This window comes from Streptomyces regalis, from assembly GCF_001509475.1.
Taxonomy (GTDB): Bacteria; Actinomycetota; Actinomycetes; order Streptomycetales; family Streptomycetaceae; genus Streptomyces; species Streptomyces regalis.
The window spans coordinates 69,357-94,384 of record NZ_LLZG01000104.1; the positions used below are offsets into that span (position 1 = coordinate 69,357).

Consider the following 25,028-nt stretch of genomic DNA (forward strand, 5'->3'; position numbering starts at 1 on the left):
CATTGGGGTGTGACGGATGGTGGAGACACAAGGCGGGGGGCCGGGCGACGGCGCCGCTGAGGTGCTCGACCGTCCGCTGCCCGACGGTGTGCGGCGCAAGGTCGTGCAGATCGTGTCCGACGGGTTCGGCGGGCTGACCGTCGGCGAACTGCCCGCACAGCTGCGGCAGTACGCCCGGTTCGCGCCGAACCGGCGGGCCAAGTTCGCCGGCAACGCCATGGCGGCGGCGCTGGAGACCGATCCGCTGTTCCGCCAGCGCATCGGGGAGAAGTTCAGAGAGGCCCAGCCGGAGCTCTCCGGCGCTCTCGACTCAGGCTCGGCGCCTCCGGCCGCGGATCCGCTCGACGTGGCGGCCGCGGCCTATGTTCTGCGGCCCACCGGTTGGGTCAAGCTGGTCACCGCGGCCGGCGAGGAGGCCCAGCGGGCCGACGCCGAGCGCGCCGACGAGGAGAGCCGCGCCGAGCTGGAGCGCCTGCGCGAGGAGCTCGCCCAGGCCCGTGACCACACCCGGGCCGAGACCGAGCGGCTGCGCTCCGAGCTGGACGCGGCCAAGAAGGAAGCCGAATCGCTTCACCGCAAGCTCCGGTCGGCCCTCAGTGACGTCAAGCGCGGCGAGGCCGCCGTGCGCAAGGTCCAGGGCGAGATCGAGGCCGTGCGCGCCGAGGGGCACGCCCAGCTGTCCGCGGCCGAGAGCGAGACCCGGCGGCTCAAGGCGCGGCTCGGGGAGGCCGAGGCGGCCCTGGAGGCCACGCGCAGAGCGGCACGCGAGGGGCGCAGTGTCGAGGACATGCGCGTACGGCTGCTCCTGGACACCCTGCTGGACGCCACTCAAGGGCTGCGCCGGGAGCTGGCGTTGCCGCCGGTCTCCGTACGGCCCGCCGAGACCGTGGACGCGGTCGAACCGGGCCGCATGACCCCGAAGGACATCGCCGCACGGGCGTTGTCCGAGAACGACCCCGCGATCCTCGACCAGCTCCTCGCGCTGCCGCAGGCCCATCTGGTGGTCGACGGCTACAACGTCACCAAGACCGGCTACCCCCAGATGCCGCTGGAGAAGCAGCGGCTCAGGCTGCTCGGCCAGCTCTCCCAGCTCGCCGCGCAGACCGGCGCCGAGGTGACCTGTGTCTTCGACGGGGCCGAGCTGGCCGCGCCGGTGCTCCTGGCGCCGCCGCGCGGCGTGCGGGTGCTGTTCTCCAAGCCGGGCGTGACGGCCGACGAGCTGATCCGCCAGCTGGTGCGCGCCGAGCCGCCGGGCCGTCCGGTCATCGTCGCCTCGACGGACCGCGAGGTGGCGGACGGAGTGGCCCGGGCCGGAGCGCGCCCGGTGGCTTCTGCGGTGCTTCTCAAGCGACTGTCCTGAAAACGCCAACGTACAGGTGTAATGCCCGAATTGGTGGAACAGGCGCGCAACGTAGTGTCAAGCTCGCCTCACTCCATGTGAGTTGTGTGTAAAGAATGACGGGTGTGACGAGAATTTTCGTGTGAGGATTTGATCTGATCACAACTGGGTCACTAGGGTCTGGCCTCGAACCTCCGAGCGGGTGATCACTCAGAAGAAGGAGTTCACCTCCGTGGCGTCCCACCGTCGACCCAAGCAGCCGAGCCGAGCACGCGTGACCGTGCTGACCACCGCGGCCGCTGCTGCCGTGGCCATCAGTTCGCAGGCCGCCAACGCGGCACCCAGCGAGAAGCCGAGCAAGGACGAGGTCAAGGCCAAGGTCGACAAGCTCTACGAGCAGGCCGAGCACGCCACCGAGGAGTACAACGGGGCCAAGGAGAAGCAGGGGAAGCTCCAGAAGGAGATCTCCACCATCCAGGACAACGTCGCCCGCGGCCAGGAAGAGCTCAACGAGCTGCGTGACGCCATGGGCCTGGCAGCCGCCGCCCAGTACCGCACGGGCAGCATCGACTCCTCCCTTCAGCTGTTCCTGTCGTCGAACCCGGACGACTACCTGGACAAGGCGTCCACCGCCGACCAGCTCAGCGCCCAGCAGGTCGAGTCGCTGAAGAAGATCCAGGAGAAACAGCGCGAACTCGCCCAGGAGCGCGCCGAGGCCGCCGAGAAGCTCAAGGACCTCGCCTCCACCCGCACCGAACTGGGCAAGAAGAAGGAACAGGTCCAGGCCAAGCTCGCCGAGGCCCAGAAGCTGCTCAACACCCTGACGGCCGCGGAGAAGGCGGCCCTCGCCGCCGCGGAGGAGCGCGCCAGCCGTTCCTCCGCCGAGCGCGTGGACCTCGGCAACACCGGCCCCGCCTCCGGCCGGGCCATGGCCGCCTTCCAGGCCGCCCAGAGCAAGATCGGCTCGCCCTACGTCTACGGCGCCTCCGGCCCGTCCTCCTTCGACTGCTCGGGCCTGACCTCCTGGGCCTTCGCCCAGGCCGGCGTCTCCATACCGCGCACCTCGCAGGCCCAGGCCAGCGCCGGTACGCGCATCTACAGCCAGTCCGAGCTCAAGGTCGGCGACCTGGTCATCTTCTACGGCGACCTGCACCACGTCGGCTTCTACGCGGGCAACGGCCAGATCCTGCACGCCCCGCGCACCGGCACGGTCGTGCGCTACGAGTCGATCAACAACATGCCGTTCCAGTTCGGCGTCCGGATCTGATCCCGGCTCCACGCCTGCAAGATCAACACCGCGTGCCGCCCGAACGAGCGAATTGCGGCACCGCCGACTGACCCCACGCCCCGCCCATGACCTGCGTCATAGGCGGGGCGTCACTGTGTGTGCCGGCAGCGGTCGTTGGTCGGTATCCGCTCGCGCGGCTAGCATCGCCGCGTCCTTCAACGGAAGTCGTTGGACCTACCGCCGGACGGGCGGGAAGTCACGCCTGCGGAGACCGCGTAAGACCAGCCCTCATGGGTCGGCGGCGGCCTGTGAAACAGGAACCCGTGGTGGCATCGCCAAGCGATGCGGACCAGAATCTCCTGCCCCCGGGCCGGAGAGGGCGTCAATGTCTGCCGCGTTTCCCCCGGTGCCCGGGGGAGACCGGTGGCGTCCGACACATGGAAGGAGTTGCGGCATCCGTGGGGTCCCATCGTCGCCTTGCACCGTCCGGGTTCGACCGGGGCGCCGGTGCAGCGCTCTGTGTCATGTCAGCCGCCGCCACGGCCCTCGGAGTCGTACCGGCAACGGCCACGCCGCACGACGACACCCGGGCCAAGGTGGACCGCCTCTACGAAGAGGCCGAGAAGGCCACCGAGGCCTACAACGAGGCCGACGAACGCGCCGACAAGCTCCGCAAGCAGGTGACCGACGCCCAGGACGGGATCGCCCGGCAGCAGGAGAGCATCAACTCCATGCGGGACGCCCTCGGTTCGCTGGCCGGCGCCCAGTACCGGTCCGGCGGCATCGATCCCTCCTTCGCCCTGCTGCTCTCCGACGACCCGGCCGACTACCTCGACAGGGCCGCCCGGATCGCCCGGATCAGCGCCCACCAGGCCGGCCAGCTCGAAGACCTCCAGGACGCGATGCGCGCCCTCGCCCAGGAGCGTGCCGAGGCGGCCGGGAAACTCGTCGAACTGGAGAAGAGCCGCAAGGTCGTCGCCTCCCACAAGCGGACCGTCGAGCGCAAACTCGCCCTGGCGCGCAGGCTCCTGAACTCCCTCACCCGGACCGACCGCGCCGCCTACGACCGCGCCTCCCGCTCCGGCCGTGACGTCATGCCCGACTTCGGGAGCATGGCCGCTCCGTCGGGCCGCGCGGCAGCCGCCATCGCCGCCGCCCACTCCGCGCTGGGCAAGCCGTACATCTGGGGCGCCAACGGCCCCTCCGGGTTCGACTGTTCGGGCCTCATCCAGTGGTCGTACGCCCAGGCCGGCGTCTCCCTGCCGCGCACCTCGCAGGGGCAGCGGTACGCCGGCCGGCAGGTACCGCTCTCCGAGGCCCAGCCCGGCGACGTCGTCACCTACCGCTCCGACGCCAGCCACGTCGGGATGTACGCGGGCAACGGCCAGGTGATCCACGCGCCCTACCCCGGCGCACCCGTGCGCTACGACCCGGTGGGCATGATGCCGGGGGCGACGGTCACCCGGGTCTGACGCGGGTGTGACACGGGTCTGACCGCCGCGCCCTCGTCGCCGTACGATCGGCAAATGGCTGGTCGAAGGCGGGCTTCGGGAGCGCGGGTGGTCCTCGCGCTCTGTCTGCTGCTCGTCTGTCTGGTGGGCTGCGGCGGGCGGCCCGCCACCGACAGCGCCAAGGCCGAGGTGCAGCGCGTCCTCGACCGGCGGGCGGCCGCGATGCTCGACCGCGACGCGGCGGCGTATCGCCGGACGGGCACGCAGGACGGGTTCGACAACCTGCGCGCGGTGCCCCTGGCCGGGTGGTCCTACCGCCTGACCGGCCTGCACCGCACCGGCGACACCGCCACCGCCGAGGCCGAACTCCGCTATCGCGTCGAGGGCTACGACCGGGCCCCGGTCAGCGCCGGCCGCACGCTCAGCCTGAGCCTGGACGCGCAGGGCGAGTGGTACGTCGAAGCCGAGCGTCCCGCCGGAAAATCCGCCGAGCAGCTGTGGGACCAGGGCGAGGTGAACGTCGTACGGGGCGACGACAGCCTCGTCCTCGGCGTCGGGCAGTCCAAGGAGGCGCTGCGGTCGTACGCGGAGCTGGCGGACGACGCGGTGCCGGCCGTGTCGCAGGCGTGGGGCACCGACTGGGCCCGGCACGTCGTGGTCCTCGTACCGAATTCCCTGAACGACATGGCCGGGCTGCTCGGCTCGCCCGCGTCCTCCTACCGCGGGATCGCCGCCGTCACCACCGGTGAGACCGGCGCTCCGGCGAAGGCGCCCGCCGACCGGATCATCGTCAACCCCGATGCGTACGGCGTCCTGGGGAAGGTGGGCAAGCAGGTCGTGCTCACCCACGAGACCACCCATGTCGCCACCCGCGCCGACACCGCCGCCGCCACCCCGTTGTGGCTCTCCGAGGGCTACGCCGACTGGGTCGGCTACCTCGGCAGCGGCCGCTCCCCGTCCGAGGCCGCGCCCGAGCTGCGGCGGGCCGTGGCCGAGGGGCAGGGGCCGCAGGCGCTCCCGTCCGACGCGGACTTCGGCTTCACCGGCGACGCGGACAGGCTGGCGGGGGCCTATGAGAGCGGGTGGATGGCCTGCCGGATGATTGCGGACCGCTGGGGTGAGGTCAGGCTCGGCGAGTTCTACCGGGCCGTGGGCGCGCACGAGCAGCGGAAGGGGGCGGTGGAGGGCGCGTTGAAGGACGTGCTGGGGACGTCGTTGGCCGAGTTCACCGCGCAGTGGCGGGCGTATCTGCGGGCTCAGCTCGGCTGATCCAGCGCGGCGATGGCCTCCGTCAGCCACGCGCGTTCCGCCTCGCCCGTGGCCCGGGCCACCCGCAGCATGCCCTGCCGGAACAGGTCGTCCGTCTCCTCCGCCCGTACCGGCCGGCCGTCCTCGTAGAAGAAGCTCGTGGGCGCGGTGAGGAACTCCAGTCGGCGGTGCAGCACTTCGGCCTGTTCCCGGCGGTCCGGCAGGTGCCGTAGGAAGGACAGGACCGTGTTGAAGCGCACCTGGTCGGTGATCTCGACCGGCTTGGGGTGGCGCAGGCGTTCCAGCAGGTCCTCGCGGCCCTTGTCGGTGAGGGAGAGGATCCGGCGCGGGGCGGCGCTCGCGCCCGGCTCCGCGTGCTCGTCGAGCTTGCCCGCCTTGATGAGGCGCGTGATCGCCGGATAGAGCGCGCCGTCGCTGACGGGGCGGACATGGCCGCTCAGCGCTTTGATGCGCGCCTTCAACTCGTAGCCGTGCAGGGGCTCTTCGGCCAGGAAGCCGAGGATCGACAGCTCCAGCATGGTCCTCCTTGCGGACGTGATGAGGCCATGGTACCTCTTATCGAGCTACCTCTAATCGAGGTATCAGTTTCGGTGAGGGGGCCGGATCGTGAACGCATACCGCCAGCAGCTCATCTCGCTCGCCCACCCCGTCTACTTCTCGCTCCTCGCCTCCGTCGCCGCCGGGATCATCAACACCGTCTGGGTGTCCCGGCTCGGCGGCTCGGCCTTGGCCGCCGTGGCGGTCGCGACCAACACCGAGAACGTCCTGCTCGGCGTGGCGCTCGTCTTCGGCTCCGGTACGACCGTGCTGGTCGCGCACGCCAGGGGCGCGGGGGAGGCGGGGGCCGTGCGGGCCGCCGTCCGCGGGGGATGGGCGGTGTGTGCGCTTCTCACGCCGGTGGTGGTCGTGGGCGGGTTCCTGCTGCGGGAGCCGTTGGCGCGGCTGGTGCTCGGCGGGGGCTCGGCCCAGTCGCTCGCGGTCGGCTACTTCGCGATCTCGCTGCCGGGGGTGGCGGTCTTCTTCGCGCAGCAGTTGGTCGACGGCATCCTCAAAGGCGCCGGCGACACCAGAACCCCGATGCGGCTCGCGCTGCTCGCGAACGGGCTGATCCTGGTCTGCGACCCGTTCCTCATCCAGGCCTACGGCGTCCAGGGCGCCGCCGCCTCGACCGTGCTGTGCCGGAGCGTGGCCCTCGGGGCGGGGCTGGTCGCCCTGCGGCGGAACCGGTTGCTGCGGGCGGCCGCCGAGGCGCGGCCTGCGCAGTCGCTCGCCGGTGCGGCGCGGTGGACGCTGCGGACCGGGCTGCCGATGTCGGCCGACTTCACCGTGCGGCAGGCGGGCGCGCTGGTGCTGGTGGCGATCGTGGCGCGGCTCGGGGTGACGGCGGTGGCCGCGTACTCGATCGCGTACAAGGTCATGTACGTCGCCACCATGGGTTTCTACGCGGTGCGCCAGGCCGCCTCCATCCACACCGCGCACCTGCTCGGCGCCGGGCAGGACGCACGGCGCGCGATCGGCCGGCAGGCGATGCTGGTCGCGGGGGCCTTCGCGGTCGCGGCGGCCGTCCTGCTGGGCGTGACCGCGCCCTGGACCATGGCCGCCTTCGGCGCCGGTCCCGACGTCGCCCGCGCCGGCGCGCTCTTCCTGCGCTGCATCGGGCCCTACCTGCTCCTGACGGCTTGCTTCATCGCGCTCGGCGGGGTCTTCGAGGGGAGCGGGGGAGCGCCGGTGCTGGTGCGGGTGACCGTACTCGGTACGGCCGTACAGCTGCCGCTCGCGTACGGGCTGACCGGCCTCGGTCTGCCGGGGGTGTGCCTGGCCTTGGCGGTCGCCATGGGGGTGCAGTGCGCGGTGGTGCTGGTGGTGTTCCGCAGGGCCCGGCGTCAGGAGGGCAGTGACGTTTCCTTGGCGCGGGTCGCCTGAGCCGGTACGGGGAGCGGGGAGGTGCGGGTGACCGTCGAGTGCCAGAGCTCGCGGGCCGCGAGGAGCGTGGCGAGGACCAGCAGGCCGTTGCGGAGGAACAGGAGGGTGACGCCGAGGCCGTCGCTGGCGACGACGTGCGAGAACCAGAGCGGGAACTCCAGGACTGTCACGAAGGACGCCGCGAGGACCAGGCCTGCGGGGAGCCCCATACGGCTGCCGCGGAAGCACAGGCACACGGCCGCGAGGCCGACCAGCCACACCAGGTACTGCGGGCTGATCACCCGGCTGGTCGTCGTGAACATCAGCACCGCCACGAAGGCCGCGTCCGCGAGCGTGTGCGACAGGAACCGCCTGGCCCTCAGCCGCCACAGCAGCAGCCAGCCGAAGGCGAGCCCGCTCAGGGCGACGGCGGCCGTGCTGACGACGTCGACGTACGGGCCGAGGAACTCCACCGAGCCGTAGTTGAGCAGCACCTGGCCGTCCCAGCCGAAGTGCCGGGCCACATGGAAGACCAGCGCGCCCAGCGACTCCACCTCGGTGCCCCGGTCCCGCTGGAAGGTCAGGAAGGCGAAGGCACCGGGCATGGCGAGGGCGAACAGCGCCGCCAGGCCGCCGGCGGTCAGCGCGGCCGAGGCCCAGGCGCTGCGCCTGCGGGCCGCGACCAGCAGCAGCACCGGCCACACCTTCAGCATCGCCCCGAAGGCCGTCAGCGCGCCCATCACCCGGGGATGCCGGGCGCCCGCGAGCAGCGCGGCCATGGCGACGGCGGTGACCATCACGTCGTAGCGCGCGTACACGGTCGGTCCGAGCAGCGGTACGCCCACCACCCACACCCAGGCCCCGCGCAGCGTCCGGCCCGGGCGCAGGCCCGCGTACAGCAGGAGCAGGACGACGACCAGGTCGGCGGAGAAGGCGAGGACGAAGAACGCCGACGGGTAGTCCAGCCAGAACACCAGCGCGGGGGAGAGGATCGCGAGCGCCGCGGCGGGCGGGTACTGCCAGGTGACGTCGTCGAGCGGGAACGTCCCGGTGCGCAGCACCTCGTACCAGCCCTGGTAGATCACCGACACGTCACTGGTGACGTCCGGCCCGGGAAAGACGTACACCTTGAACACGAAGAGCAGCAGGAGCAGCCTGGTCAGGCCCCAGATCCCCAGAAGCCACGCCAGGGATCGCCGCGTGCCCGTCGTCTCCACCAGATCCCCTGCCGTTCGCTCCCACCGTGCGGGAACATGATGTCCCCTCCAGCTGTGTGCGGGCCACACACGTGGCCGACCTCCAGCTGTGAACAGCGGCTTCGGTAAGGTCGGCGGCGATGCACAAGACGCTCATCGTGACCAACGACTTCCCGCCCCGCCCCGGCGGCATCCAGGCCTTCCTGCACAACATGGCGCTGCGGCTCGACCCGGAGCGGCTGGTCGTCTACGCCTCCACCTGGAAGCGCGGCCGCGAGGGCGCCGAGGCCACCGCCGCCTTCGACGCCGAGCAGCCCTTCACGGTCGTACGGGACCGTACGACGATGCTGCTGCCGACGCCGGCGGCGACCCGGCGGGCGGTCGGACTGCTGCGCGAGCACGGGTGCACCTCGGTGTGGTTCGGGGCGGCGGCACCGCTCGGCCTGATGGCCCCGGCCCTGCGCAAGGCAGGCGCCGAGCGGCTGGTGGCCACGACCCACGGCCACGAGGCGGGCTGGGCCCAGCTGCCCGCGGCCCGGCAGCTGCTGCGCCGCATCGGGGAGTCGACGGACACGATCACCTACCTCGGCGAGTACACCCGCTCGAGGATCGCCGTCGCCCTGACGCCGCAGGCGGCCTCGCGGATGGTGCAGCTGCCTCCGGGGGTCGACGAGAAGACCTTCCACCCCGGGTCGGGCGGTGACGAGGTCCGGGCACGACTGGGTCTGACGGACCGGCCGGTCGTCGTCTGCGTCTCCCGTCTGGTCCGGCGCAAGGGGCAGGACACCCTGATCCAGGCCATGCCCCGCATCCTGGCCGCCGAGCCGGACGCGGTGCTGCTGATCGTCGGGGGCGGGCCGTATGAGGGGGACCTGCGGCGGATGGCGCGTGAGACGGGCGTTGCCGAATCGGTCCACTTCACCGGCCCCGTGTCCTGGCCCGAGCTACCTGCCCACTACGGCGCCGGCGACGTGTTCGCGATGCCGTGCCGGACGAGGCGGCGGGGGCTGGACGTCGAGGGGCTGGGGATCGTCTACCTGGAGGCCTCGGCGACGGGCCTGCCGGTCGTGGCCGGGGATTCGGGCGGGGCGCCGGATGCGGTGCTCGACGGTGAGACGGGCTGGGTCGTCCGGGGTGGCTCCCCGGAGGAGGCGGCCGACCGCATCATCACGCTCCTGCAAGACGCCGAGCTGCGCAGCCGTATGGGCGAGCGTGGCAGGGAGTGGGTCGAGGAGAAGTGGCGCTGGGACCTGCTGGCGGAGTACTTGAAAAACTTGCTGTAGTGCAGCTGGCCTGAAGGGGCGCGGGGAACTGCGCGACCAGCCCCCAACAACCCGCAGCCGCCAACAACGAATACTCGGCAACCCACTAGGCGGAACCCCAAAATCCGCACATGCTGCGCACATGACATCAAACCTGATGCAGCATCAGCTGACAAGACGTCAAATCCTAGGCATGGCGGCCCTCCAAACCGCCGCCACCCTCGGCTTCACCCGCATCGCCCTCAAGTCCGCCCAAGCGGCCGAGCCCGACGCAGTCGAATCCGCCCCGGCGATAGTCATCGGCTCAGGCTACGGCGGCGCAGTCGCCGCCCTCCGCCTCGGCCAAGCAGGCATCCGCACCCTCGTCCTCGAGATGGGCCGCCTCTGGAACACCCCCGGCCCCGACGGCAAGGTCTTCTGCTCCACCGCCGCCCCCGACCAGCGCTCCATGTGGTTCCGCACCCGCACCGAGGCCCCGCTCGCCACCTTCCTGTGGCTGGACGTGGTCAACAAGGACATCAGCCCCTACCCGGGCGTCCTCGACCGCGTGCACTACGACAACATGTCCGTCTACGTCGGCCGAGGCGTCGGCGGCGGTTCGCTGGTCAACGGCGGCATGGCGGTCACCCCGCTCCCGTCCTACTTCGCCGAGCAGTTCCCGACCGTGGACACCGCGGAGATGTACGGCACCTACTTCCCGCGCGCCCGCTCCATGCTCGGCGTCAACACCGTCGACCCGAGCTGGTTCGAGTCGACCGAGTGGTACCGGTTCACCCGGATCTCCCGCAAGCACGCGACGAACACCGGCCTGAAGACCACCTTCGTACCCAGCGTCTACGACTTCGCCCACATGCAGCGCGAGGCCGCCGGCACGGCGACGAAGTCGGCGCTCGCCCAGGAGGTCATCTACGGCAACAACCACGGCAAGCGAAGCCTCGACAAGACCTACCTCGCCGCCGCGCTCGGCACCGGGAACGTCACCATCCACACCCTGGAGAGGGCGAGGTCGATCAGCAGGGCGCCCGACGGGACGTACATCCTGACCGTCGACCGGATCGACAACACCGGCTCGGTCGTCGAGACCAAGGAGTACGGCTGCACGTACCTCTTCCTCGGCGGCGGCAGCGTCGGCACGACCGAACTCCTCGTCCGCGCCCGGGAGACCGGCACCCTGCCCGCCCTGGACGCGAGCGTCGGCGCCGGGTGGGGAACCAACGGCAACGTGATGCTCGGACGGGCCAACCACCTGTGGGACACGGTCGGGGAGAACCAGTCGACCATGCCGGTCATGGGCATTGACGACTGGGCCAACGCCGCCAACCCCGTCTTCGCCGAGATCGCGCCTTTACCCACGGGACTGGAGCACTGGGTCAGCCTCTATCTGGCGATCACCAAGAATCCGTCGCGGGCGTCGTTCTCGTACGACAGCGGTACGGGAGCCGTGAGACTCGGCTGGAGTGCCGCGCAGAGCGCGGTGTCGGTGAGCATGGCCAAGAAGCTGTTCGACCGGATCAACGCGGCAAACGCCACGATCTACCGGTACGACCTGTTCGGCTCGTCCAACAAGGTCTTCGCCGACGACTTCACCTACCACCCGCTGGGCGGCTGTGTGCTCGGGAAGGCGACCGACAACTACGGCCGGGTGAAGGGGTATTCACGGCTGTACGTCACCGACGGCTCGCTCGTGCCCGGGTCGATCGGGGTGAACCCGTTCGTGACGATCACCGCGCTCGCCGAACGCACGATGGCGCGGGTCCTCGTGGAGGACACCGCGCCATGAGCCGTCGTACCGCCTGAGAAAGGGCGTACCCAGAAAGGACGTACTCAGAAAGGGCGTGCTACTTCTGGTAGATCGCCTCGATCTCGTCCGCGAAGTCCTTCGCCACGACGTTGCGCTTGAGCTTCAGCGACGGCGTCAGATGGCCCGAGTCCTCCGTGAACTGGGAGGGGAGAATGCGGAACTTCCGCACCGATTCCGCCTTCGACACCGCGGCGTTGCCGTCGTCGACCGCCGACTGGATCGCGGCCAGCAGGTCCGTGTCCTCGTGCAGCGACGCCGCGGTGGAGCCCGCCGGTTTGCCGTGCTCGGCGCACCAGCGGCCCAGGAACTCCTCGTCGATGGTGACCAGCGCGCCCACGAACGGCCGCCCGTCGCCCACCACCATGCACTCCGCGACCAGCGCGTGCGCCCGGATACGGTCTTCGATCACGGCCGGGGCGACGTTCTTGCCGCCCGCGGTGACGATGATCTCCTTCTTGCGGCCGGTGATCCTGAGGTAGCCGTCCTCGTCGAGGGTGCCGATGTCACCGGTGTGGAACCAGCCGTCGGCCAGCGCCTCCTCGGTCGCGCCCGGGTTGTTGAAGTACTCCTTGAACAGGTGCTCGCCGTGCAGCAGCACCTCCCCGTCGTCCGCGATCCGCACCACGGACCCCGGCAGCGGCTGACCGACCGTGCCGATCTTCTGCCGGTCCCAGGGATTGAACGCGGTCGCGGCGCAGGACTCGGTCAGGCCGTAGCCCTCCAGGACCGTGAAGCCGATGCCGCGGAAGAAGTGGCCGAGGCGCTCGCCCAGCGGGGCGCCGCCTGAGATGGCGTACTCGCCACGGCCGCCGAGGACCGCGCGCAGCTTGCTGTAGACCAGCTTGTCGAAGACCTTGTGCTTGATCTTCAGGCCGACGGGCGGGCCGGACGGGGTGTCCAGCGCCTTGCTGTAGGCGATCGCGGTGTCCGCGGCCTTGTCGAAGATCTTGCCCTTGCCGTCCGCCTGCGCCTTGGCGCGCGCCGAGTTGTAGACCTTCTCGAAGACGCGCGGGACGCCCAGGATCAGCGTCGGACGGAACGAGGCCAGCTCGTCGGTGAGGTTCTTGATGTCCGGGACGTTGCCCAGCTTGATCGGCGCCATCATGGGCGCGACCTGGACCAGGCGGCCGAAGACGTGGGCCAGCGGGAGGAAGAGCAGGACCGAGCACTCACCGGTGCGGAACAGCGGCCGCAGCCGCTCCACGATGTTCCCGCACTCGGCGAAGAAGCTGCGGTGGGTGAGGACGCAGCCCTTGGGCCGGCCGGTCGTCCCGGACGTGTACACGATGGTCGCCGGGTCGTCGGCCTTCGCCAGCGAGCTGCGCTCCTCGACCGTCGCGTCGCTGATGTCCTGCCCGAGCCGGCCCAGCTCCTCGACGCCGCCGGCCTCGATCTGCCAGACGTGCTTGAGGGCGGGCAGCCGGTCGCGCACGGACTCGACGGCGGCCGTGTGGTTGTCCAGCTCGACGACGCAGGCGGTGGCGCCCGAGTCGGAGAGGATCCACTGGATCTGCTCCGGCGAGCTGGTCTCGTACACCGGCACGGTGACCGCGCCCGCCGACCAGATCGCGAAGTCGAGCAGGGTCCACTCGTAGCGGGTACGGGACATCAGGCCGACCCGGTCGCCCGGCTGGACACCGGCGGCGATGAAGCCCTTCGCCGCCGCGTGTACCTCGGCGAGGAAGGCGGTGGCCGACACGTCCTGCCAGGCGCCGCCCACCTTGCGGGCGATGACGGCGACGTCCGGGTGCTGCGCGGCGTTTCTGCGGACGATGTCGGTCAGATTGCCGTCCGCAGGGACCTCGTACAAAGCCGGAAGGCTGAACTCGCGCAAGACTGCTGCTCCTCATAGGGCGCCGGCGCCACGACGTTGTGTGATGCGACGGTGCGGTCCAAGGCTCGGGCAAGTGCTCGGGAATTCACATGTTGAAATCCAGAGCACGACTGGACCGACCGGACGTTACCCGCCGGTATGGCTTCTCCGACAGGGGGTCCCGGCGAGATGTTCGCTGCGTCACACGGATCGGTGTTTCTGCTTGTGTTCCTGCGCGCACAGTAGTCGAGCTGTCTGACGACTGGCCAGTAACCATCGGTCCCGCCGCCACTGTTCACGTATGCCCCACACGCTTACCCTTGATCGTCATGGCACCGACACCGACGGGAAACCGCAGGACGCGCGTCCACGTGGTCAGCGACGTACACGGCAACGCCCGTGACCTGGCCCGGGCCGGCGAGGGTGCCGACGCCCTGATCTGCCTCGGCGACCTGGTGCTGTTTCTGGACTACGCCGACCACTCGCGCGGCATCTTCCCCGACCTGTTCGGCGTGGCGGCCGCCGACCGCATCGTGGAACTGCGCACCGCCCGCCGCTTCGAGGAGGCGCGGGAGTTCGGGGCGCGGCTGTGGGCCGGGATCGGTTCGGACCGGGGCGTGGTGATCGAGAAGGCGGTACGCAAGCAGTACGCCGAGATGTTCGCGGCGTTCCCCACACCGACGTACGCCACCTACGGCAATGTCGACATGCCGCCCCTGTGGCCGGAGTACGCCGGGCCGGGCACGACGGTGCTGGACGGGCAGCGGGTGGAGATCGGCGGCTGGACCTTCGGCTTCGTGGGCGGCGGCCTGCGCACCCCCATGCGCACGCCGTACGAGATCAGCGACGAGGAGTACGCGGCGAAGATCGAGGCCGTGGGCGAGGTGGACGTGCTGTGCACGCACATTCCGCCGGAGGTCCCGGAGTTGGTGTACGACACGGTGGCGCGACGCTTCGAGCGGGGGAGCAGGGCGCTGCTGGAGGCGATTCGCCGCACACGTCCCCGTTACTCACTGTTCGGGCATGTCCACCAGCCGCTGGTCCGCCGGATGCGGATCGGGGCGACGGAGTGCGTGAACGTGGGGCACTTCGCCGGGTCGGGGAAGCCGTGGGCGCTGCAATGGTGAGCGGTATCGGGCGGGCGGTGGGTGAGGGGCGCAGGTGGGGGTGAAGTCGGCTGGTCGGGCGCGCGGTAGCCTTCACGCTGCACACGCGTGCGCGACACGACTTCATACCGGCCCGCATCTGGAGGAGCCACGGCGATGGCGGAACACACCAGCTCGAGCATCACGATCGAGGCGGCACCGGCCGATGTCATGGGGGTGATCGCCGACTTCGCCCGCTACCCGGACTGGACCGGCGAGGTGAAGGAGGCGGAGGTCCTCAAGACCGACGGCCAGGGCCGCGCCGAGCAGGTCCGCCTCGTCATGGACGCCGGGGCGATCAAGGACGATCAGGTGCTGGCGTACACCTGGAGCGGCGAGAACGAGGTGTCCTGGACGCTGGTGAAGTCCCAGATGCTGCGGTCGCTCGACGGTTCGTACATCTTGAAGTCGGCCGGTGCCGGGGCGACCGAGGTGACGTACCTGCTGACGGTCGACGTCAAGATCCCGATGCTCGGGATGATCAAGCGCAAGGCCGAGAAGGTCATCATCGACCGGGCGCTGGCCGGCCTGAAGAAGCGGGTGGAGTCGGGCAAGTAGGGGTTCCACCCCTTCCCCGGGCTCTTCGAGTACGGGGGCCGCGACGCCGGGGCACCTCGCAACAGGGGAGAACCCCGGCGTCCGTTACGGTTCACCCCCATGCGCACCATCCTGATCACAGGCCCGGGCGGCAGCGGCCGTACAACCGTCGCCGCCGCCACCGCGCTCACGGCGGCGACCCACGGCACCAGAACCCTGGTCCTCAGCGCCGACCGCACCGACACCCTGGGCGCGGCTCTAGGCGTGGCCACCGGACCGACCCCGACCGAGGTCGCCCCCCACCTCACCGCCTGGCGGCCCGACGCCGCCACCGGGTTCCGGGACGACCTCGCCGCCTTCCAGGAACGTGCCACCACCGCCCTCGACCTCCTCGGCGCCTCCCGGCTCGACCCGGACGAGGTCACCCCCCTCCCTGGCGCCGAGGAGCTCGCGCTGCTCCGCGCCCTGCGGGACGCCGCCCTCGCCGAGGCCCACGACCTGCTCGTGGTCGACCTCCCGGCCACCCCGCACGCCCTCGCCCTGCTCTCGCTCCCCGAGGAGCTGCGCCGCTATCTGCGCCGGCTGCTCCCGTCCGAGCGGCAGGCGGCCCGTGCGCTGCGGCCCGTCCTGGGGCGGCTGGCCGGCGTTCCGATGCCGGCGGAGTGGCTGTACGAGACCGCGGGCCGCTGGGACGTCGAGCTCGCCGCCGTCGAGGCCGTCGTAGCCGACCGTGACACCGTCGTACGGCTGGTCGCCGAGCCGGGCCCGGGCGGCGCCGACGCCGTACGTGCCGCCACCCTCGCCCTCGCCCTGCGCGGCCTGCGCCCCGACCTGCTGGTCGCCAACCGGGTCCTGCCGGAGGCGCAGGCGCCGGCGGACAGTTGGCTCGCCGGGCCCGTCGCCCAGCAGCGCAAGGTCCTGGAGGAGTGGGGGGAGGACCACGACGTCCGTCGCGTCGCGCACCTCGGCCGGGACCCGCGGGGCGCCGACGATCTCGACGCGCTCGCCGTGCCCGCCGTCAACGACTCGTCGTCCACCGTCGAGTGGCCCGTCACCGACCGGCTCGCCGAGGACGGCGTCCTCGTCTGGGCCATCCCGCTGCCCGGCGCCGTACGCGACGAGCTCGACCTCGTCCGGCGCGGTGACGAACTCGTCGTCACCGTGGGCCAGTTCCGGCGTATCGTGCCCCTGCCGTCCGCCCTACGCCGGTGCGGTGTGGACGGGGCCGCGCTGCGCGACGGCGAGCTGCGGATCCGGTTCGCGCCGGATCCGGATCTCTGGCCGCGGACCCGGTGAAGCGGGTGCGCCCGTTCGGGTAACGTCGGAGAGACGAACCGTAGTCAGGAGTCCGTCATGAGCGAAGAGCTCCCCCCGTCCGACGCCGGTCAGCACGAGGCGATCGACGAGGTACGGGCGACCGACGCCGACGCCTGGGCGACGGCGTGCGCCGAGGACCTCGCGGCGGAGAAGGCCCGCCGTCGCGCCGAGTACGGCCCGCCGCCCGGCTCGGCCGCCGAGGAACTGCGCAAGCTCGTCGACGCGGTCGCGGACAAGCTGTCGACCCTCCAGTCCCCGCTGCTCGGCGCGGTCGCCGGACCCGCCGCCCAGCAGGTGGTCAAGCAGGTCGTGGAGCAGGCCAAGGCCGCCGTCGAGCCCGTCATCGAGCGCAACCCGGACGTCTTCGACCATCTGGCCGCGGCGGGCAACGAAATCCTCGCCGCCTACCGCTCCGCGGTCCAGGCCCAGGAACGGCGCTGGACCACCGGGGACCAGGATCCCGACGAGCGCCGCGACCGGGGCGACGACGCCGGCCCCGGCGAGCGCATCGACCTGGACTGAGGCCCGCGACCGCCCCTCAGCCGGGCTGCCCACCGGTCGGACGACGGGACCCTGACGGCAGGGCCTCGGGTACCGTTGGCCGTAGCGGGGCTCGACCGAAACTGAGGGATTCATGGGACTCACCATCGGCGTCGACATCGGCGGCACGAAGATCGCGGCCGGCGTGGTCGATGAGGAAGGCAACATCCTCTCGACCCACAAGGTGCCGACCCCGGGCACGCCCGAGGGCATCGTGGACGCCATCGCCTCCGCGGTGGAGGGCGCACGCGCCGGGCACGAGATCGTCGGCGTGGGCATCGGTGCCGCCGGATACGTCAACCGTCAGCGTTCCGAGGTCTACTTCGCCCCCAACATCGACTGGCGCAACGAGCCGCTGAAGGCGAAGGTCGAGGCCCGCGTCGGCCTCCCGGTCGTCGTCGAGAACGACGCCAACGCGGCCGCGTGGGGCGAGTACAAGTTCGGCGCGGGCAAGGGCCACCGCAACGTCATCTGCATCACGCTCGGCACCGGCCTCGGCGGCGGCATCATCATCGGCAACAAGCTGCGCCGCGGGCACTACGGCGTGGCCGCAGAGTTCGGCCACATCCGCATGGTGCCGGACGGCCTGATGTGCGGCTGCGGCTCGCAGGGCTGCTGGGAGCAGTACGCCTCCGGGCGCGCCCTCGTCAGATACGCCAAGCAGCGCGCCAACGCCACCCCCGAGAACGCCGAGATCCTGCTCGGCATGGGCGACGGCACCCCCGAGGGCATCGAGGGCAAGCACATCTCCATGGCCGCCCGCCAGGGCGACCCGGTCGCCGTCGACTCCTACCGCGAACTCGCCCGCTGGGCCGGCGCCGGCCTCGCCGACCTGGCCTCCCTCTTCGACCCGTCCGCCTTCATCGTCGGCGGCGGCCTCTCCGACGAGGGCGAACTGGTCCTCGACCCGATCCGCAAGTCCTACAAGCGCTGGCTGGTGGGCGGCAACTGGCGCCCGGTGGCCGACGTCATCGCGGCCCAGCTGGGCAACAAGGCGGGCCTGGTGGGCGCGGCGGACCTGGCGAGAGAGCCCGACCCGATCATGTAAGCCCCACTTTTTGGACGCCGGGGACTGTCCCCACCTCAGGGGCGCGGGGAACTGCGCGACAAGCCACGACGAACCGGCAGTCGCCAACGAACCTCGCGCCCCGAGCTATTGGGCGTAAATTGATCGACATGGAGTCGCTCCCCAATTCCCGCACGGAGCCCGACGGTTCCCCGGTCATCAGGGTCCTGAGCTACAACATCCGCTCGATGCGCGACGACACAGCCGCCCTCGCCCGCGTCATCACCGCCTGCGATCCCGACCTGGTCCTGATCCAAGAAGCCCCCCGCTTCTTCCGCTGGCGCAAGAAACTCTCCCGCCTGGCTCGCGCAGCGAACCTCGTGATCCTCACCGGCGGCGCCACGGCAGCGGGGCCTGCGATCCTGTGCAACCTCCGGGCCACGGTCGAGCGGACCGAGGACGTGCTGCTGCCGCTGACTCCGGGTCTGCACCGCCGCGGCCTGGCCACGGCAGTGGTCCGGTTCGGCGGCGCCCGCCTCGGCGTCCTCAGCTGTCACCTCAGCCTGCAGAAGGACGAGCGCTACGAGCAGGCCGGCATGCTCCTCGACCGGCTGGCCGGCCTGGGCGTGGAGCACGCGATCGCAGGCGGTGACCTGAACGAGCGCCCCACCGGCCGTACCTTCAGCCGCATGTCCACCGACCTGAAGGACTGCTGGGCCACCGCCCCCTGGGGCGGCGAGTACACCTCGACCCCGGCCGACCCCCATCAACGTATCGACGCGATCTTCGCCACCAAGGGCGTCGACGTGCTCGGCTGCGGAGTACCCCTCGGCCACCCCGGCGTGACCGAGACAGACCTGAGGGCGGCCACGGACCACCTTCCGGTCCTGGCCGCCCTCAGGGTGCCCGCCAGCGCGTAGCTACGGCCGCTGCTTCGCCTTGTCGACGACGGCCCAGCTGTCGAGGTAGGAGAGCTGGGTGTACCTCTTCATGCTCGGGCCGTCGCCCGAGGTGCGCTCGTCACGGAAGCCGAGGAACGCGTACGTCTTCGGGTCGAAGACGAAGTAGCCGCCGAAGCCCGCGGCGCCCTCCGGAAGCGTGGGGTCGTCGTACGTGATGGCCACGCCGGTGCGTCCCTTCGCGTCCTGCTGGTTCGGCACCGCCTTCACCCCGGGCACCATGCCGAGCGCCTCGTACGCCGCCGGACGCAGCCCCTCCGGCATCACCGGGACCAGCTTGAGCAGTCCGGCGAGGCTGAAGTGGATGTTCGACCACTCCTGGTCGCCGATGTCGTCCAGCGAGTCGACCTTCTCGCCCATGCCCCAGTCGTCCTGGATCGAGAGGATCAGCTTCTTGGGATCGGTCGGCAGCTTCCGCAGCGTTCCCCAGTCCTGCGGAGGCCAGCTGCTCTGGTTCTCCTCGAGCGGCGGCGACCACCACCCCTTGCCGATCTCCATGATCCAGGACGGCTTCGAGCCGTCCACCGAGCGCCAGTTCTCGTCGACGTAGCTCTTCGTCTCGCCGGTCTTCTGCTCGGTCTCCTTGATGATCTCCTTGGTGTAGATGAACTGGTCGTCGCGCGGGGTGACCGTCCGCTCGTGCTTGCGCTCATAGGCGGCGGCCCCGTTGAGCACGGTCTGCGCGCTCACGTTCCGCATGGCGGGGGCGCTGGTAGCGGGCGGCTGGGCCGTACGGCCCCGGTCCGGGCCCGCACCGTCGTCGTCCCGCACGGCGACCAGGACCCCGGCGGCGACCGCCGCGGCGAGCGCCCCGGTCAGGGCGATGCGCAGGACGGGGCGCCGCGGCCGCAGGACCGGGGCGGGCTGGTCCATCGCGGCGAGCAGGCGCCCGCGCACCCGGTGCCGGGTGGAGTCGTCGAGCGGGGGACCCCCCGGCGGGAAGTCCCTCAGTTCTCGCAGTTCGGCGAGTTCTCTCGGGTCGTCGATGTCATGCATGGGCGTCTGCCTCTCGGAATGCCGTCGGATCGGATCCGCCCAGTGCTTCGCGCAATCTGCTGCGAGCCCGGTGCAGCCGGGATCTGACGGTGCCGACCGGCACGCCGAGGGCCTGGGCCGCCTCTTCGTAGTCGAGGCCGGCCCAGGCCACCAGCAGGACGACATCGCGGTGCCGGGCGGACAACCCGCCCAGCGCAGCTGCCAGTTCCCGGCGCACCCCCGTGGCACCGGCTCTGGAAACCGCCCGGTCGGCGACCGGTTCCTCGTGCTCCACCGGCTCCGGCAGCCGAGCGAGCGCCTTGAACCGGCGCGCCTCGGCCCGGCGGTGCCGGCCCACGAGGTTCGTCGCGATGCCGAACAACCAGGGGCGGGCGTCGTCCCGCCCGAGGTCGTAGGTCTGGCGCCGCTGGAAGGCGGTGATGAAGGTCTCCGCCATCAGATCCTCCGCCGCCTCGGGACCGAGCCGCCGGGCCGCGTAACGGTGCACGGCTTGGGCGTATCGGTCGTAGAGCACGGCGAACTGCTCGGGCTCGTCCCGGGACCGCGCGATCACGCGGGCATCACTCTCCTCGCGATCCTCGTCGCGGGTGCCGACGCCCGGTGGTCCGACGGTCATCGGGGCTCCTTTCGTTCGTCTGAACGCCTCGAAGGCTTGGGCTTGTTCAGGGTGTTCATCTCTCCTTCGCCGCTCGGCGGAACCGAGTTCCCTTTTTGCGTGCCGGATCCGGTGGCCGACTGAGGAGACAGGTGAGGGCCCGCCCGGAGTGTCTCCGGACGGGCCCTCATCGAAGGTGCGTCAGACGACCGCGCCGCGCCCCGGGTCGTCGTCCTCGTCGTCGTCCGTCTTCATCCGCATCACCAGCGTGGCGAAGCCGCCCAGGAAGCCGCCGATGCCGAGGGTGGCCAGCCACCAGGTCATCTCCCAGCCGAACACGACCGCGAGCAGCAGCAGGACCGGCCCGCCGATCACCGCGAGCCAGGCGAACTTCGCCGTCGCGTCGGCGGCGGGCAGCGTCGGCGGCTCCGGCGGGACGAAGTGGCCCTCGTCGTCGGCGTCGAAGTCGTCCTCGGACGGCTCGGGCACGCTGTAGTCGCGCGGGCCGACGCCGGGCGCGAAGGAGACGGAGCTGCCCAGCGGCTTGCCCGGCTCGACCGGCTTGTCCTCCCGGGGCTCCCCGGTCTCCCCGATCTGCCCGGTTCCCTCGGTCTCCCCGGTCTCGTCGCCCTTCTTTTCCTTCTTTTCCTTCTTGCCCTTCGGCCCTCCGCCCGTCCCGGTGTCCGTCCCGCCGCCCGCCTCGTCGTTCGTCTCGGACTCCAGCAGCGCCAGGTCCTCGACCGACTTGAACGGCTTCGCGCCGGGCGGGTCCGGCGGCTCGTCGCCGTACCCGGCGACGATCGCCGCCCAGGCGGCGTCCTCGTCGAACGGGACGTGCTGCTCTTCCGGCTCGCGATCGTCGTGGTCCTCGCGCCTGTCGCGGTCGGAGCCGTGCTCAGCCACGTGTGGTTGTCCCTTCTTTGCCGACGCCGGTTGCGAGCCGGTCGATGAAGCCGAGGCTCTCCTCGAAGATCCGGTCCGCGTCATGGTCCAACGTCGCCACGTGATAACTCTGTTCCAGCACGATCTCCGTTACGTCCGTCGACGACACCCGGCTCAGTACCCGGGCCGAGTCCGCGGGCGGCACGGTGTGGTCCTGGGCGCTGCGCAGGAGCAGCAGAGGCTGGGTGACCTGCGGCAGCTCGCCGTCGACCAGGCGGAAGAAGGTCCGCAGGGAGTGGGCCGCGTGCAGCGGCACCCGGGTGTACCCGATCTCGATGCCGTCCTCCTTCGCGATGTCACCGGCGACCCCCGGCACCGTACGGACGAAGTGGCGGGACACCGGAAGGGTGTACGCGTACAGCCCGTGCACCTTGTTGGCGGGGTTGACGACCAGCACGCCCGCGACGTCCTCCCCGTGCTTCGCGGCGAGCCGCAGTGCCAGGGCGCCGCCCATGGACAGGCCGGCGACGAAGACCCGCTCGCAGCGGTCGCGGAGGTTGCGCAGCTCGCGGTCCACCTCGGCGTACCAGTCCTGCCAGCCGGTGAGCTGCATGTCCTCCCAGCGGGTGCCGTGGCCCGGCAGCAGCGGCAGCGAGACGGTGAACCCGCGCTCGGCGAGATACTCCGCCCAGGGGCGCAGCGACTGGGGGGAACCGGTGAAGCCGTGGCAGAGCAGAACCCCGACCTCCCCGCCCTCGTGGCGGTACGGCTCGGCTCCAGGAAGGACCGGCACCTTACGGCCTCCTGTTCGTGAGAAGGACGGACATCGATACAGCCAGGTGTGCTTCACCGTACGCGACCGCACTGACACCGACCAGGGCCGTCGGACTCTTTGACAGTGCTCCGGGTTAAGGTCTGATCGACAGACACAGGAGGCACTCGGTTGTTGTACGGCGCGATGAAGGTAGCCATCGGGGGACCGTTGAAGGTCGCCTTCAGGCCCTGGGTGGAAGGCCTGGAGAACGTTCCCGCCGAGGGCGCCGCGATCCTCGCGAGCAACCACCTCTCCTTTTCCGACTCGTTCTTCCTGCCCGCGGTCCTCGACCGCAAGGTGACCTTCATCGCGAAGGCCGAGTACTTCACCACTCCCGGCCTCAAAGGCCGGATCACGGCCGCGTTCTTCAAGGGCGTCGGCCAGCTGCCCGTGGACCGCTCCGGGGCGCGCGGCGCGGGCGAGGCGGCCATCAAGAGCGGTATAGAGGTCCTCGAGCGCGGTGAGCTGTTCGGTATCTATCCGGAGGGCACGCGCTCGCCCGACGGGCGGCTCTACCGGGGCAAGCCCGGCGGCCTCGCGCGCGTGGCGCTCGCCACCGGAGCGCCGGTCATCCCCGTGGCCATGATCGACACGGAGAAGATCCAGCCGCCGGGCCAGGTCATGCCCAAGCTCATGCGGCCGGGCATCCGGATCGGCAAGCCCCTGGACTTCAGCCGGTACCAGGGCATGGAGCACGACCGTTTCGTGCTCCGCGCGCTGACCGACGAGGTCATGTACGAGATCATGAAGCTCTCCGGCCAGGAGTACGTCGACATGTACGCGACCGCCGCCAAGCGGCAGATCGCGGAGGCGGCGAAGGCCGAGAAGGACGCGGAGAAGGCGGCCAGGGCCGCACTCGCGCAGGCCGAGAAGGAACAGGCGCAGAAGAAGAAGGAACAGTCCGAATAGGGAGCGGTCCGAACAGGGAGCGGTCCGACCGGAGTCGGCCGCACCAGGGCCGGGGGGTGGGGGAATGGCCAAGCGCGAGCGGGTCATGAGGATGTCCGTCGAGCAGCCGCTGTGGCGCGCGCTCGCCGGGTACCGCGTGCTGACCATGGTGTACGCGATCGGGCTCTTCATCAGCGCCCACGCCGAGGTCGCCCGCCCCTGGGTCGCCATCGCCTACTTCGCCGTACTGGCCGTCTGGACCCTGGCCACCCTGCCCAGGGTCGCGAACGCCGCGAGCTGCACCAAGCGCTTCCTCGCCGTGGACCTCACCATCGCCCTGGCCGGCATCCTGCTCACCCGGCTCGCCGAGGCACCCGAGCGGATCGACGCCGGAGCCCCCACCCTGCCCTCGATATGGACCGCCGGCGCCGTGCTGGCCTTCGCCATCAAGGGCGGCTGGCGCTGGGCGGCGTTCGCCTCCACGCTGGTCGCCGCCGCCAACCTGGTCGAACGCTCCGGGGTACCCACCCGCGACACCATCCACATGGTGCTGCTCGTCTGGATCGCCTCCATCGCCATCGGCTACGTCGTCGAGGTCGCCCGCGCCTCCGAGCGCACCCTGGCCCGCGCCCTGGAGATCGAGGCGGCGACGCGTGAACGGGAGCGGCTCGCCCGGGACATCCACGACGGCGTGCTCCAGGTGCTCGCGATGGTGCAGCGGCGCGGTGCCGTCATCGGCGGCGAGGCGGCCGAGCTGGGCCGGATGGCCGGCGAGCAGGAGGTGGCGCTGCGCACGCTGGTCTCGGGCGGCCTCGTACCCGTGTCGCGGGTGTCGGAGGACGCCGCCGAGGGGGCCGTCGTACGGGCCGTGGACGAGCCGGACGACGCCGCCGGTCCGGTCGATCTCCGGGTGCTGCTCGCCCCGTACGCCGGCGCCATGGTGAGCCTGGCCGAGCCCGGCGCGCCCGTGCCGCTGGCCCCGGCCGCCGCGCGGGAGCTGGCCGCGGCCGTGGGGGCCGCTCTGGACAACGTCCGTAAGCACGCGGGGGAGCACGCGCGCGCGTGGATCCTCGTCGAGGACGAGCCCGACGAGGTGATCGTCACCGTGCGGGACGACGGACCCGGCATCCCCGAGGGACGGCTCGCGCAGGCCGAGGGCGAGGGGCGGCTCGGAGTCGCCCTGTCGATCCGGGGGCGACTGCGGGACCTCGGCGGCACCGCCGAGCTGATCTCGGTGCCGGGGCAGGGCACCGAAGTGGAACTGAAAGTACCGAAGGACAGCAGCGCTTCACGGGGGAAGGCGGAGCAGCGATGACGGACACCGCGAGCGGACAGCAGGACCCGATCAAGGTCATGGTGGTCGACGACCACCCCATGTGGCGCGACGCGGTCGCCCGCGACCTGGCCGAGTCCGGCTTCGAGGTGGTCGCCACCGCGGGCGACGGCGAGCAGGCCGTACGCCGCGCCAAGGCCGCCGCTCCCGACGTCCTCGTGCTCGACCTCAACCTGCCCGCCAAGCCCGGCGTTCAGGTCTGCAAGGAGCTGGTGGGCCACAACCCCGCACTGCGCGTCCTCGTCCTGTCCGCGAGCGGTGAGCACGCCGACGTCCTGGAGGCCGTGAAGTCCGGCGCCACCGGCTACCTGCTGAAGTCGGCCTCGACCGAGGAACTCCTCGACGCGGTGCGCCGTACGGCCGTCGGCGACCCCGTGTTCACGCCGGGCCTGGCCGGCCTGGTCCTCGGCGAGTACCGCCGCCTCGCCTCCGAACCGGCGCCCGCCGTACAGGGCGCCGACCAGCCGGGGGCCCCGCAGCTCACCGAGCGCGAGACCGAGGTGCTGCGGCTCGTCGCCAAGGGCCTGAGCTACAAGCAGATCGCCGAACGCCTGGTGATCTCCCACCGCACGGTCCAGAACCACGTCCAGAACACCCTCGGCAAGCTCCAGCTGCACAACCGGGTGGAACTGGTGAGGTACGCGATAGAGCGCGGCCTCGACGACGAGTGATCCATCGGCCGTCGGCTTGACGACGCGTAAACCAAATACCCGGCAGTTCACCGGAATTGCCGTTCCGACCCATCCCGTTGTGAC

At 71.1% G+C, this 25,028-nt stretch carries 23 protein-coding genes; 16 read left to right on the forward strand and 7 right to left on the reverse strand.

The annotated features are described in order from the left end of the window. Nucleotides 1-16 precede the first annotated feature (16 nt). From ADL12_RS15800 to ADL12_RS15815, 4 genes are all read left to right on the forward strand, one after another. Nucleotides 17-1,360, forward strand: a complete 1,344-nt coding sequence (locus ADL12_RS15800) for an NYN domain-containing protein (RefSeq protein ID WP_062702814.1) — start codon at nt 17-19, stop codon at nt 1,358-1,360. 211 nt (nt 1,361-1,571) lie between these two features. After that, on the forward strand, nt 1,572-2,606 hold the full coding sequence (locus ADL12_RS15805; RefSeq protein WP_062702946.1) for a C40 family peptidase: 1,035 nt from the start codon (nt 1,572-1,574) through the stop codon (nt 2,604-2,606). Nucleotides 2,607-3,025: 419 nt separating this feature from the next. Beyond that, complete coding sequence (locus tag ADL12_RS15810) at nt 3,026-4,039, forward strand: C40 family peptidase (RefSeq protein WP_062702815.1); 1,014 nt, start codon at nt 3,026-3,028, stop codon at nt 4,037-4,039. Between the two features lie 54 nt (nt 4,040-4,093). Then, nucleotides 4,094-5,287 carry a hypothetical protein gene (locus ADL12_RS15815; RefSeq protein WP_062702816.1) on the forward strand — a complete coding sequence of 398 codons (1,194 nt, stop codon included), beginning with the start codon at nt 4,094-4,096 and terminating at the stop codon, nt 5,285-5,287. Here ADL12_RS15815 and ADL12_RS15820 read toward each other — a convergent pair. Then, on the reverse strand, nt 5,275-5,805 hold the full coding sequence (locus ADL12_RS15820) for a PadR family transcriptional regulator (protein ID WP_062702818.1): 531 nt from the start codon (nt 5,803-5,805) through the stop codon (nt 5,275-5,277). The two genes, ADL12_RS15815 and ADL12_RS15820, sit on opposite strands and share 13 nt — an antisense overlap. Before the next feature lie 88 nt (nt 5,806-5,893). Here ADL12_RS15820 and ADL12_RS15825 point away from each other — a divergent pair, with 88 nt between their 5' ends. Continuing rightward, the gene (locus ADL12_RS15825) at nt 5,894-7,210 is read left to right on the forward strand and encodes an MATE family efflux transporter (protein ID WP_062702820.1); all 1,317 of its coding nucleotides are present in this window, start codon (nt 5,894-5,896) and stop codon (nt 7,208-7,210) included. Here ADL12_RS15825 and ADL12_RS15830 read toward each other — a convergent pair. Further along, nucleotides 7,171-8,406 carry a glycosyltransferase family 87 protein gene (locus ADL12_RS15830; RefSeq protein WP_062702822.1) on the reverse strand — a complete coding sequence of 412 codons (1,236 nt, stop codon included), beginning with the start codon at nt 8,404-8,406 and terminating at the stop codon, nt 7,171-7,173. The genes ADL12_RS15825 and ADL12_RS15830 overlap by 40 nt on opposite strands. 119 nt (nt 8,407-8,525) lie before the next feature. On the opposite strand from ADL12_RS15830, the gene ADL12_RS15835 reads away from it, so the two are divergent. Both ADL12_RS15835 and ADL12_RS15840 read left to right on the forward strand, forming a co-directional pair. Further along, nucleotides 8,526-9,668: a glycosyltransferase family 4 protein gene (locus tag ADL12_RS15835; protein ID WP_062702824.1), complete on the forward strand. Its 1,143-nt coding sequence runs from the start codon at nt 8,526-8,528 to the stop codon at nt 9,666-9,668. A gap of 136 nt (nt 9,669-9,804) precedes the next feature. Then, nucleotides 9,805-11,427 carry a GMC oxidoreductase gene (locus tag ADL12_RS15840; protein WP_482262147.1) on the forward strand — a complete coding sequence of 541 codons (1,623 nt, stop codon included), beginning with the start codon at nt 9,805-9,807 and terminating at the stop codon, nt 11,425-11,427. Between the two features lie 58 nt (nt 11,428-11,485). Here ADL12_RS15840 and ADL12_RS15845 read toward each other — a convergent pair whose 3' ends face one another. Beyond that, nucleotides 11,486-13,282 (reverse strand): AMP-dependent synthetase/ligase, encoded by a 1,797-nt coding sequence (locus tag ADL12_RS15845; RefSeq protein WP_062702828.1) that lies wholly within the window; start codon nt 13,280-13,282, stop codon nt 11,486-11,488. A gap of 308 nt (nt 13,283-13,590) precedes the next feature. Here ADL12_RS15845 and ADL12_RS15850 point away from each other — a divergent pair, with 308 nt between their 5' ends. The 6 genes from ADL12_RS15850 (at nt 13,591) to ADL12_RS15875 (ending at nt 18,726) form a co-directional block, all read left to right on the forward strand. After that, the gene (locus ADL12_RS15850) at nt 13,591-14,388 is read left to right on the forward strand and encodes a metallophosphoesterase family protein (RefSeq protein WP_079052068.1); all 798 of its coding nucleotides are present in this window, start codon (nt 13,591-13,593) and stop codon (nt 14,386-14,388) included. A gap of 135 nt (nt 14,389-14,523) precedes the next feature. Continuing rightward, nucleotides 14,524-14,964 carry an SRPBCC family protein gene (locus tag ADL12_RS15855; protein ID WP_062702832.1) on the forward strand — a complete coding sequence of 147 codons (441 nt, stop codon included), beginning with the start codon at nt 14,524-14,526 and terminating at the stop codon, nt 14,962-14,964. Nucleotides 14,965-15,063: 99 nt separating this feature from the next. After that, nucleotides 15,064-16,239, forward strand: a complete 1,176-nt coding sequence (locus ADL12_RS15860; protein WP_062702834.1) for an ArsA family ATPase — start codon at nt 15,064-15,066, stop codon at nt 16,237-16,239. A 57-nt stretch (nt 16,240-16,296) separates the two neighbouring features. Beyond that, on the forward strand, nt 16,297-16,782 hold the full coding sequence (locus ADL12_RS15865) for a DUF5304 domain-containing protein (protein ID WP_062702836.1): 486 nt from the start codon (nt 16,297-16,299) through the stop codon (nt 16,780-16,782). 112 nt (nt 16,783-16,894) lie between these two features. Next, nucleotides 16,895-17,848: an ROK family glucokinase gene (locus tag ADL12_RS15870; RefSeq protein WP_062702838.1), complete on the forward strand. Its 954-nt coding sequence runs from the start codon at nt 16,895-16,897 to the stop codon at nt 17,846-17,848. Nucleotides 17,849-17,976: 128 nt separating this feature from the next. Then, entirely contained in the window at nt 17,977-18,726 is a 750-nt protein-coding gene (locus ADL12_RS15875) for an endonuclease/exonuclease/phosphatase family protein (RefSeq protein WP_062702949.1), read from the forward strand. On the opposite strand, the gene ADL12_RS15880 is transcribed toward ADL12_RS15875, so the two are convergent. The 4 genes from ADL12_RS15880 to ADL12_RS15895 form a co-directional block, all read right to left on the reverse strand. Next, on the reverse strand, nt 18,727-19,761 hold the full coding sequence (locus ADL12_RS15880; protein WP_062702840.1) for a CU044_5270 family protein: 1,035 nt from the start codon (nt 19,759-19,761) through the stop codon (nt 18,727-18,729). Further along, nucleotides 19,754-20,377: an RNA polymerase sigma factor gene (locus ADL12_RS15885; protein ID WP_062702842.1), complete on the reverse strand. Its 624-nt coding sequence runs from the start codon at nt 20,375-20,377 to the stop codon at nt 19,754-19,756. The genes ADL12_RS15880 and ADL12_RS15885 overlap by 8 nt, the downstream gene beginning before the upstream one ends. A 180-nt stretch (nt 20,378-20,557) precedes the next feature. Continuing rightward, nucleotides 20,558-21,259, reverse strand: coding sequence for a hypothetical protein (locus ADL12_RS15890; protein WP_062702843.1), 702 nt, complete (start codon nt 21,257-21,259; stop codon nt 20,558-20,560). Beyond that, on the reverse strand, nt 21,252-22,031 hold the full coding sequence (locus tag ADL12_RS15895; RefSeq protein ID WP_062702845.1) for an alpha/beta hydrolase: 780 nt from the start codon (nt 22,029-22,031) through the stop codon (nt 21,252-21,254). Before ADL12_RS15895 ends, ADL12_RS15890 begins: the two co-directional genes overlap by 8 nt. A gap of 165 nt (nt 22,032-22,196) precedes the next feature. Between ADL12_RS15895 and ADL12_RS15900 the strand changes: the two genes are divergently transcribed. The 3 genes from ADL12_RS15900 to ADL12_RS15910 all read left to right on the forward strand — a co-directional run bounded on the left by ADL12_RS15900 (nt 22,197) and on the right by ADL12_RS15910 (nt 24,944). After that, nucleotides 22,197-22,961 (forward strand): lysophospholipid acyltransferase family protein, encoded by a 765-nt coding sequence (locus tag ADL12_RS15900; protein ID WP_062702950.1) that lies wholly within the window; start codon nt 22,197-22,199, stop codon nt 22,959-22,961. Between the two features lie 64 nt (nt 22,962-23,025). Continuing rightward, a complete protein-coding gene (macS, locus tag ADL12_RS15905) occupies nt 23,026-24,255 on the forward strand; it encodes a MacS family sensor histidine kinase (RefSeq protein ID WP_062702847.1) in 1,230 nt (409 codons plus the stop codon). After that, a complete protein-coding gene (locus ADL12_RS15910) occupies nt 24,252-24,944 on the forward strand; it encodes a response regulator (RefSeq protein WP_062702849.1) in 693 nt (230 codons plus the stop codon). The genes macS and ADL12_RS15910 overlap by 4 nt, the downstream gene beginning before the upstream one ends. The last annotated feature ends 84 nt before the right edge of the window (nt 24,945-25,028 follow it).

Bases quoted from the DNA above. Each gene is read 5' to 3' on its own strand.
- ADL12_RS15800 (WP_062702814.1), top strand. From the start codon at position 17: ATGGTGGAGACACAAGGCGGGGGGCCGGGCGACGGCGCCGCTGAGGTG.
- ADL12_RS15815 (WP_062702816.1), top strand. From the start codon at position 4,094: ATGGCTGGTCGAAGGCGGGCTTCGGGAGCGCGGGTGGTCCTCGCGCTC.
- ADL12_RS15820 (WP_062702818.1), bottom strand. From the start codon at position 5,805: ATGCTGGAGCTGTCGATCCTCGGCTTCCTGGCCGAAGAGCCCCTGCAC.
- ADL12_RS15835 (WP_062702824.1), top strand. From the start codon at position 8,526: ATGCACAAGACGCTCATCGTGACCAACGACTTCCCGCCCCGCCCCGGC.
- ADL12_RS15840 (WP_482262147.1), top strand. From the start codon at position 9,805: ATGCAGCATCAGCTGACAAGACGTCAAATCCTAGGCATGGCGGCCCTC.
- ADL12_RS15850 (WP_079052068.1), top strand. From the start codon at position 13,591: ATGGCACCGACACCGACGGGAAACCGCAGGACGCGCGTCCACGTGGTC.
- ADL12_RS15855 (WP_062702832.1), top strand. From the start codon at position 14,524: ATGGCGGAACACACCAGCTCGAGCATCACGATCGAGGCGGCACCGGCC.
- ADL12_RS15860 (WP_062702834.1), top strand. From the start codon at position 15,064: ATGCGCACCATCCTGATCACAGGCCCGGGCGGCAGCGGCCGTACAACC.
- ADL12_RS15865 (WP_062702836.1), top strand. From the start codon at position 16,297: ATGAGCGAAGAGCTCCCCCCGTCCGACGCCGGTCAGCACGAGGCGATC.
- ADL12_RS15870 (WP_062702838.1), top strand. From the start codon at position 16,895: ATGGGACTCACCATCGGCGTCGACATCGGCGGCACGAAGATCGCGGCC.
- ADL12_RS15875 (WP_062702949.1), top strand. From the start codon at position 17,977: ATGGAGTCGCTCCCCAATTCCCGCACGGAGCCCGACGGTTCCCCGGTC.
- ADL12_RS15880 (WP_062702840.1), bottom strand. From the start codon at position 19,761: ATGCATGACATCGACGACCCGAGAGAACTCGCCGAACTGCGAGAACTG.
- ADL12_RS15885 (WP_062702842.1), bottom strand. From the start codon at position 20,377: ATGACCGTCGGACCACCGGGCGTCGGCACCCGCGACGAGGATCGCGAG.
- ADL12_RS15900 (WP_062702950.1), top strand. From the start codon at position 22,197: ATGAAGGTAGCCATCGGGGGACCGTTGAAGGTCGCCTTCAGGCCCTGG.
- macS (WP_062702847.1), top strand. From the start codon at position 23,026: ATGGCCAAGCGCGAGCGGGTCATGAGGATGTCCGTCGAGCAGCCGCTG.
- ADL12_RS15910 (WP_062702849.1), top strand. From the start codon at position 24,252: ATGACGGACACCGCGAGCGGACAGCAGGACCCGATCAAGGTCATGGTG.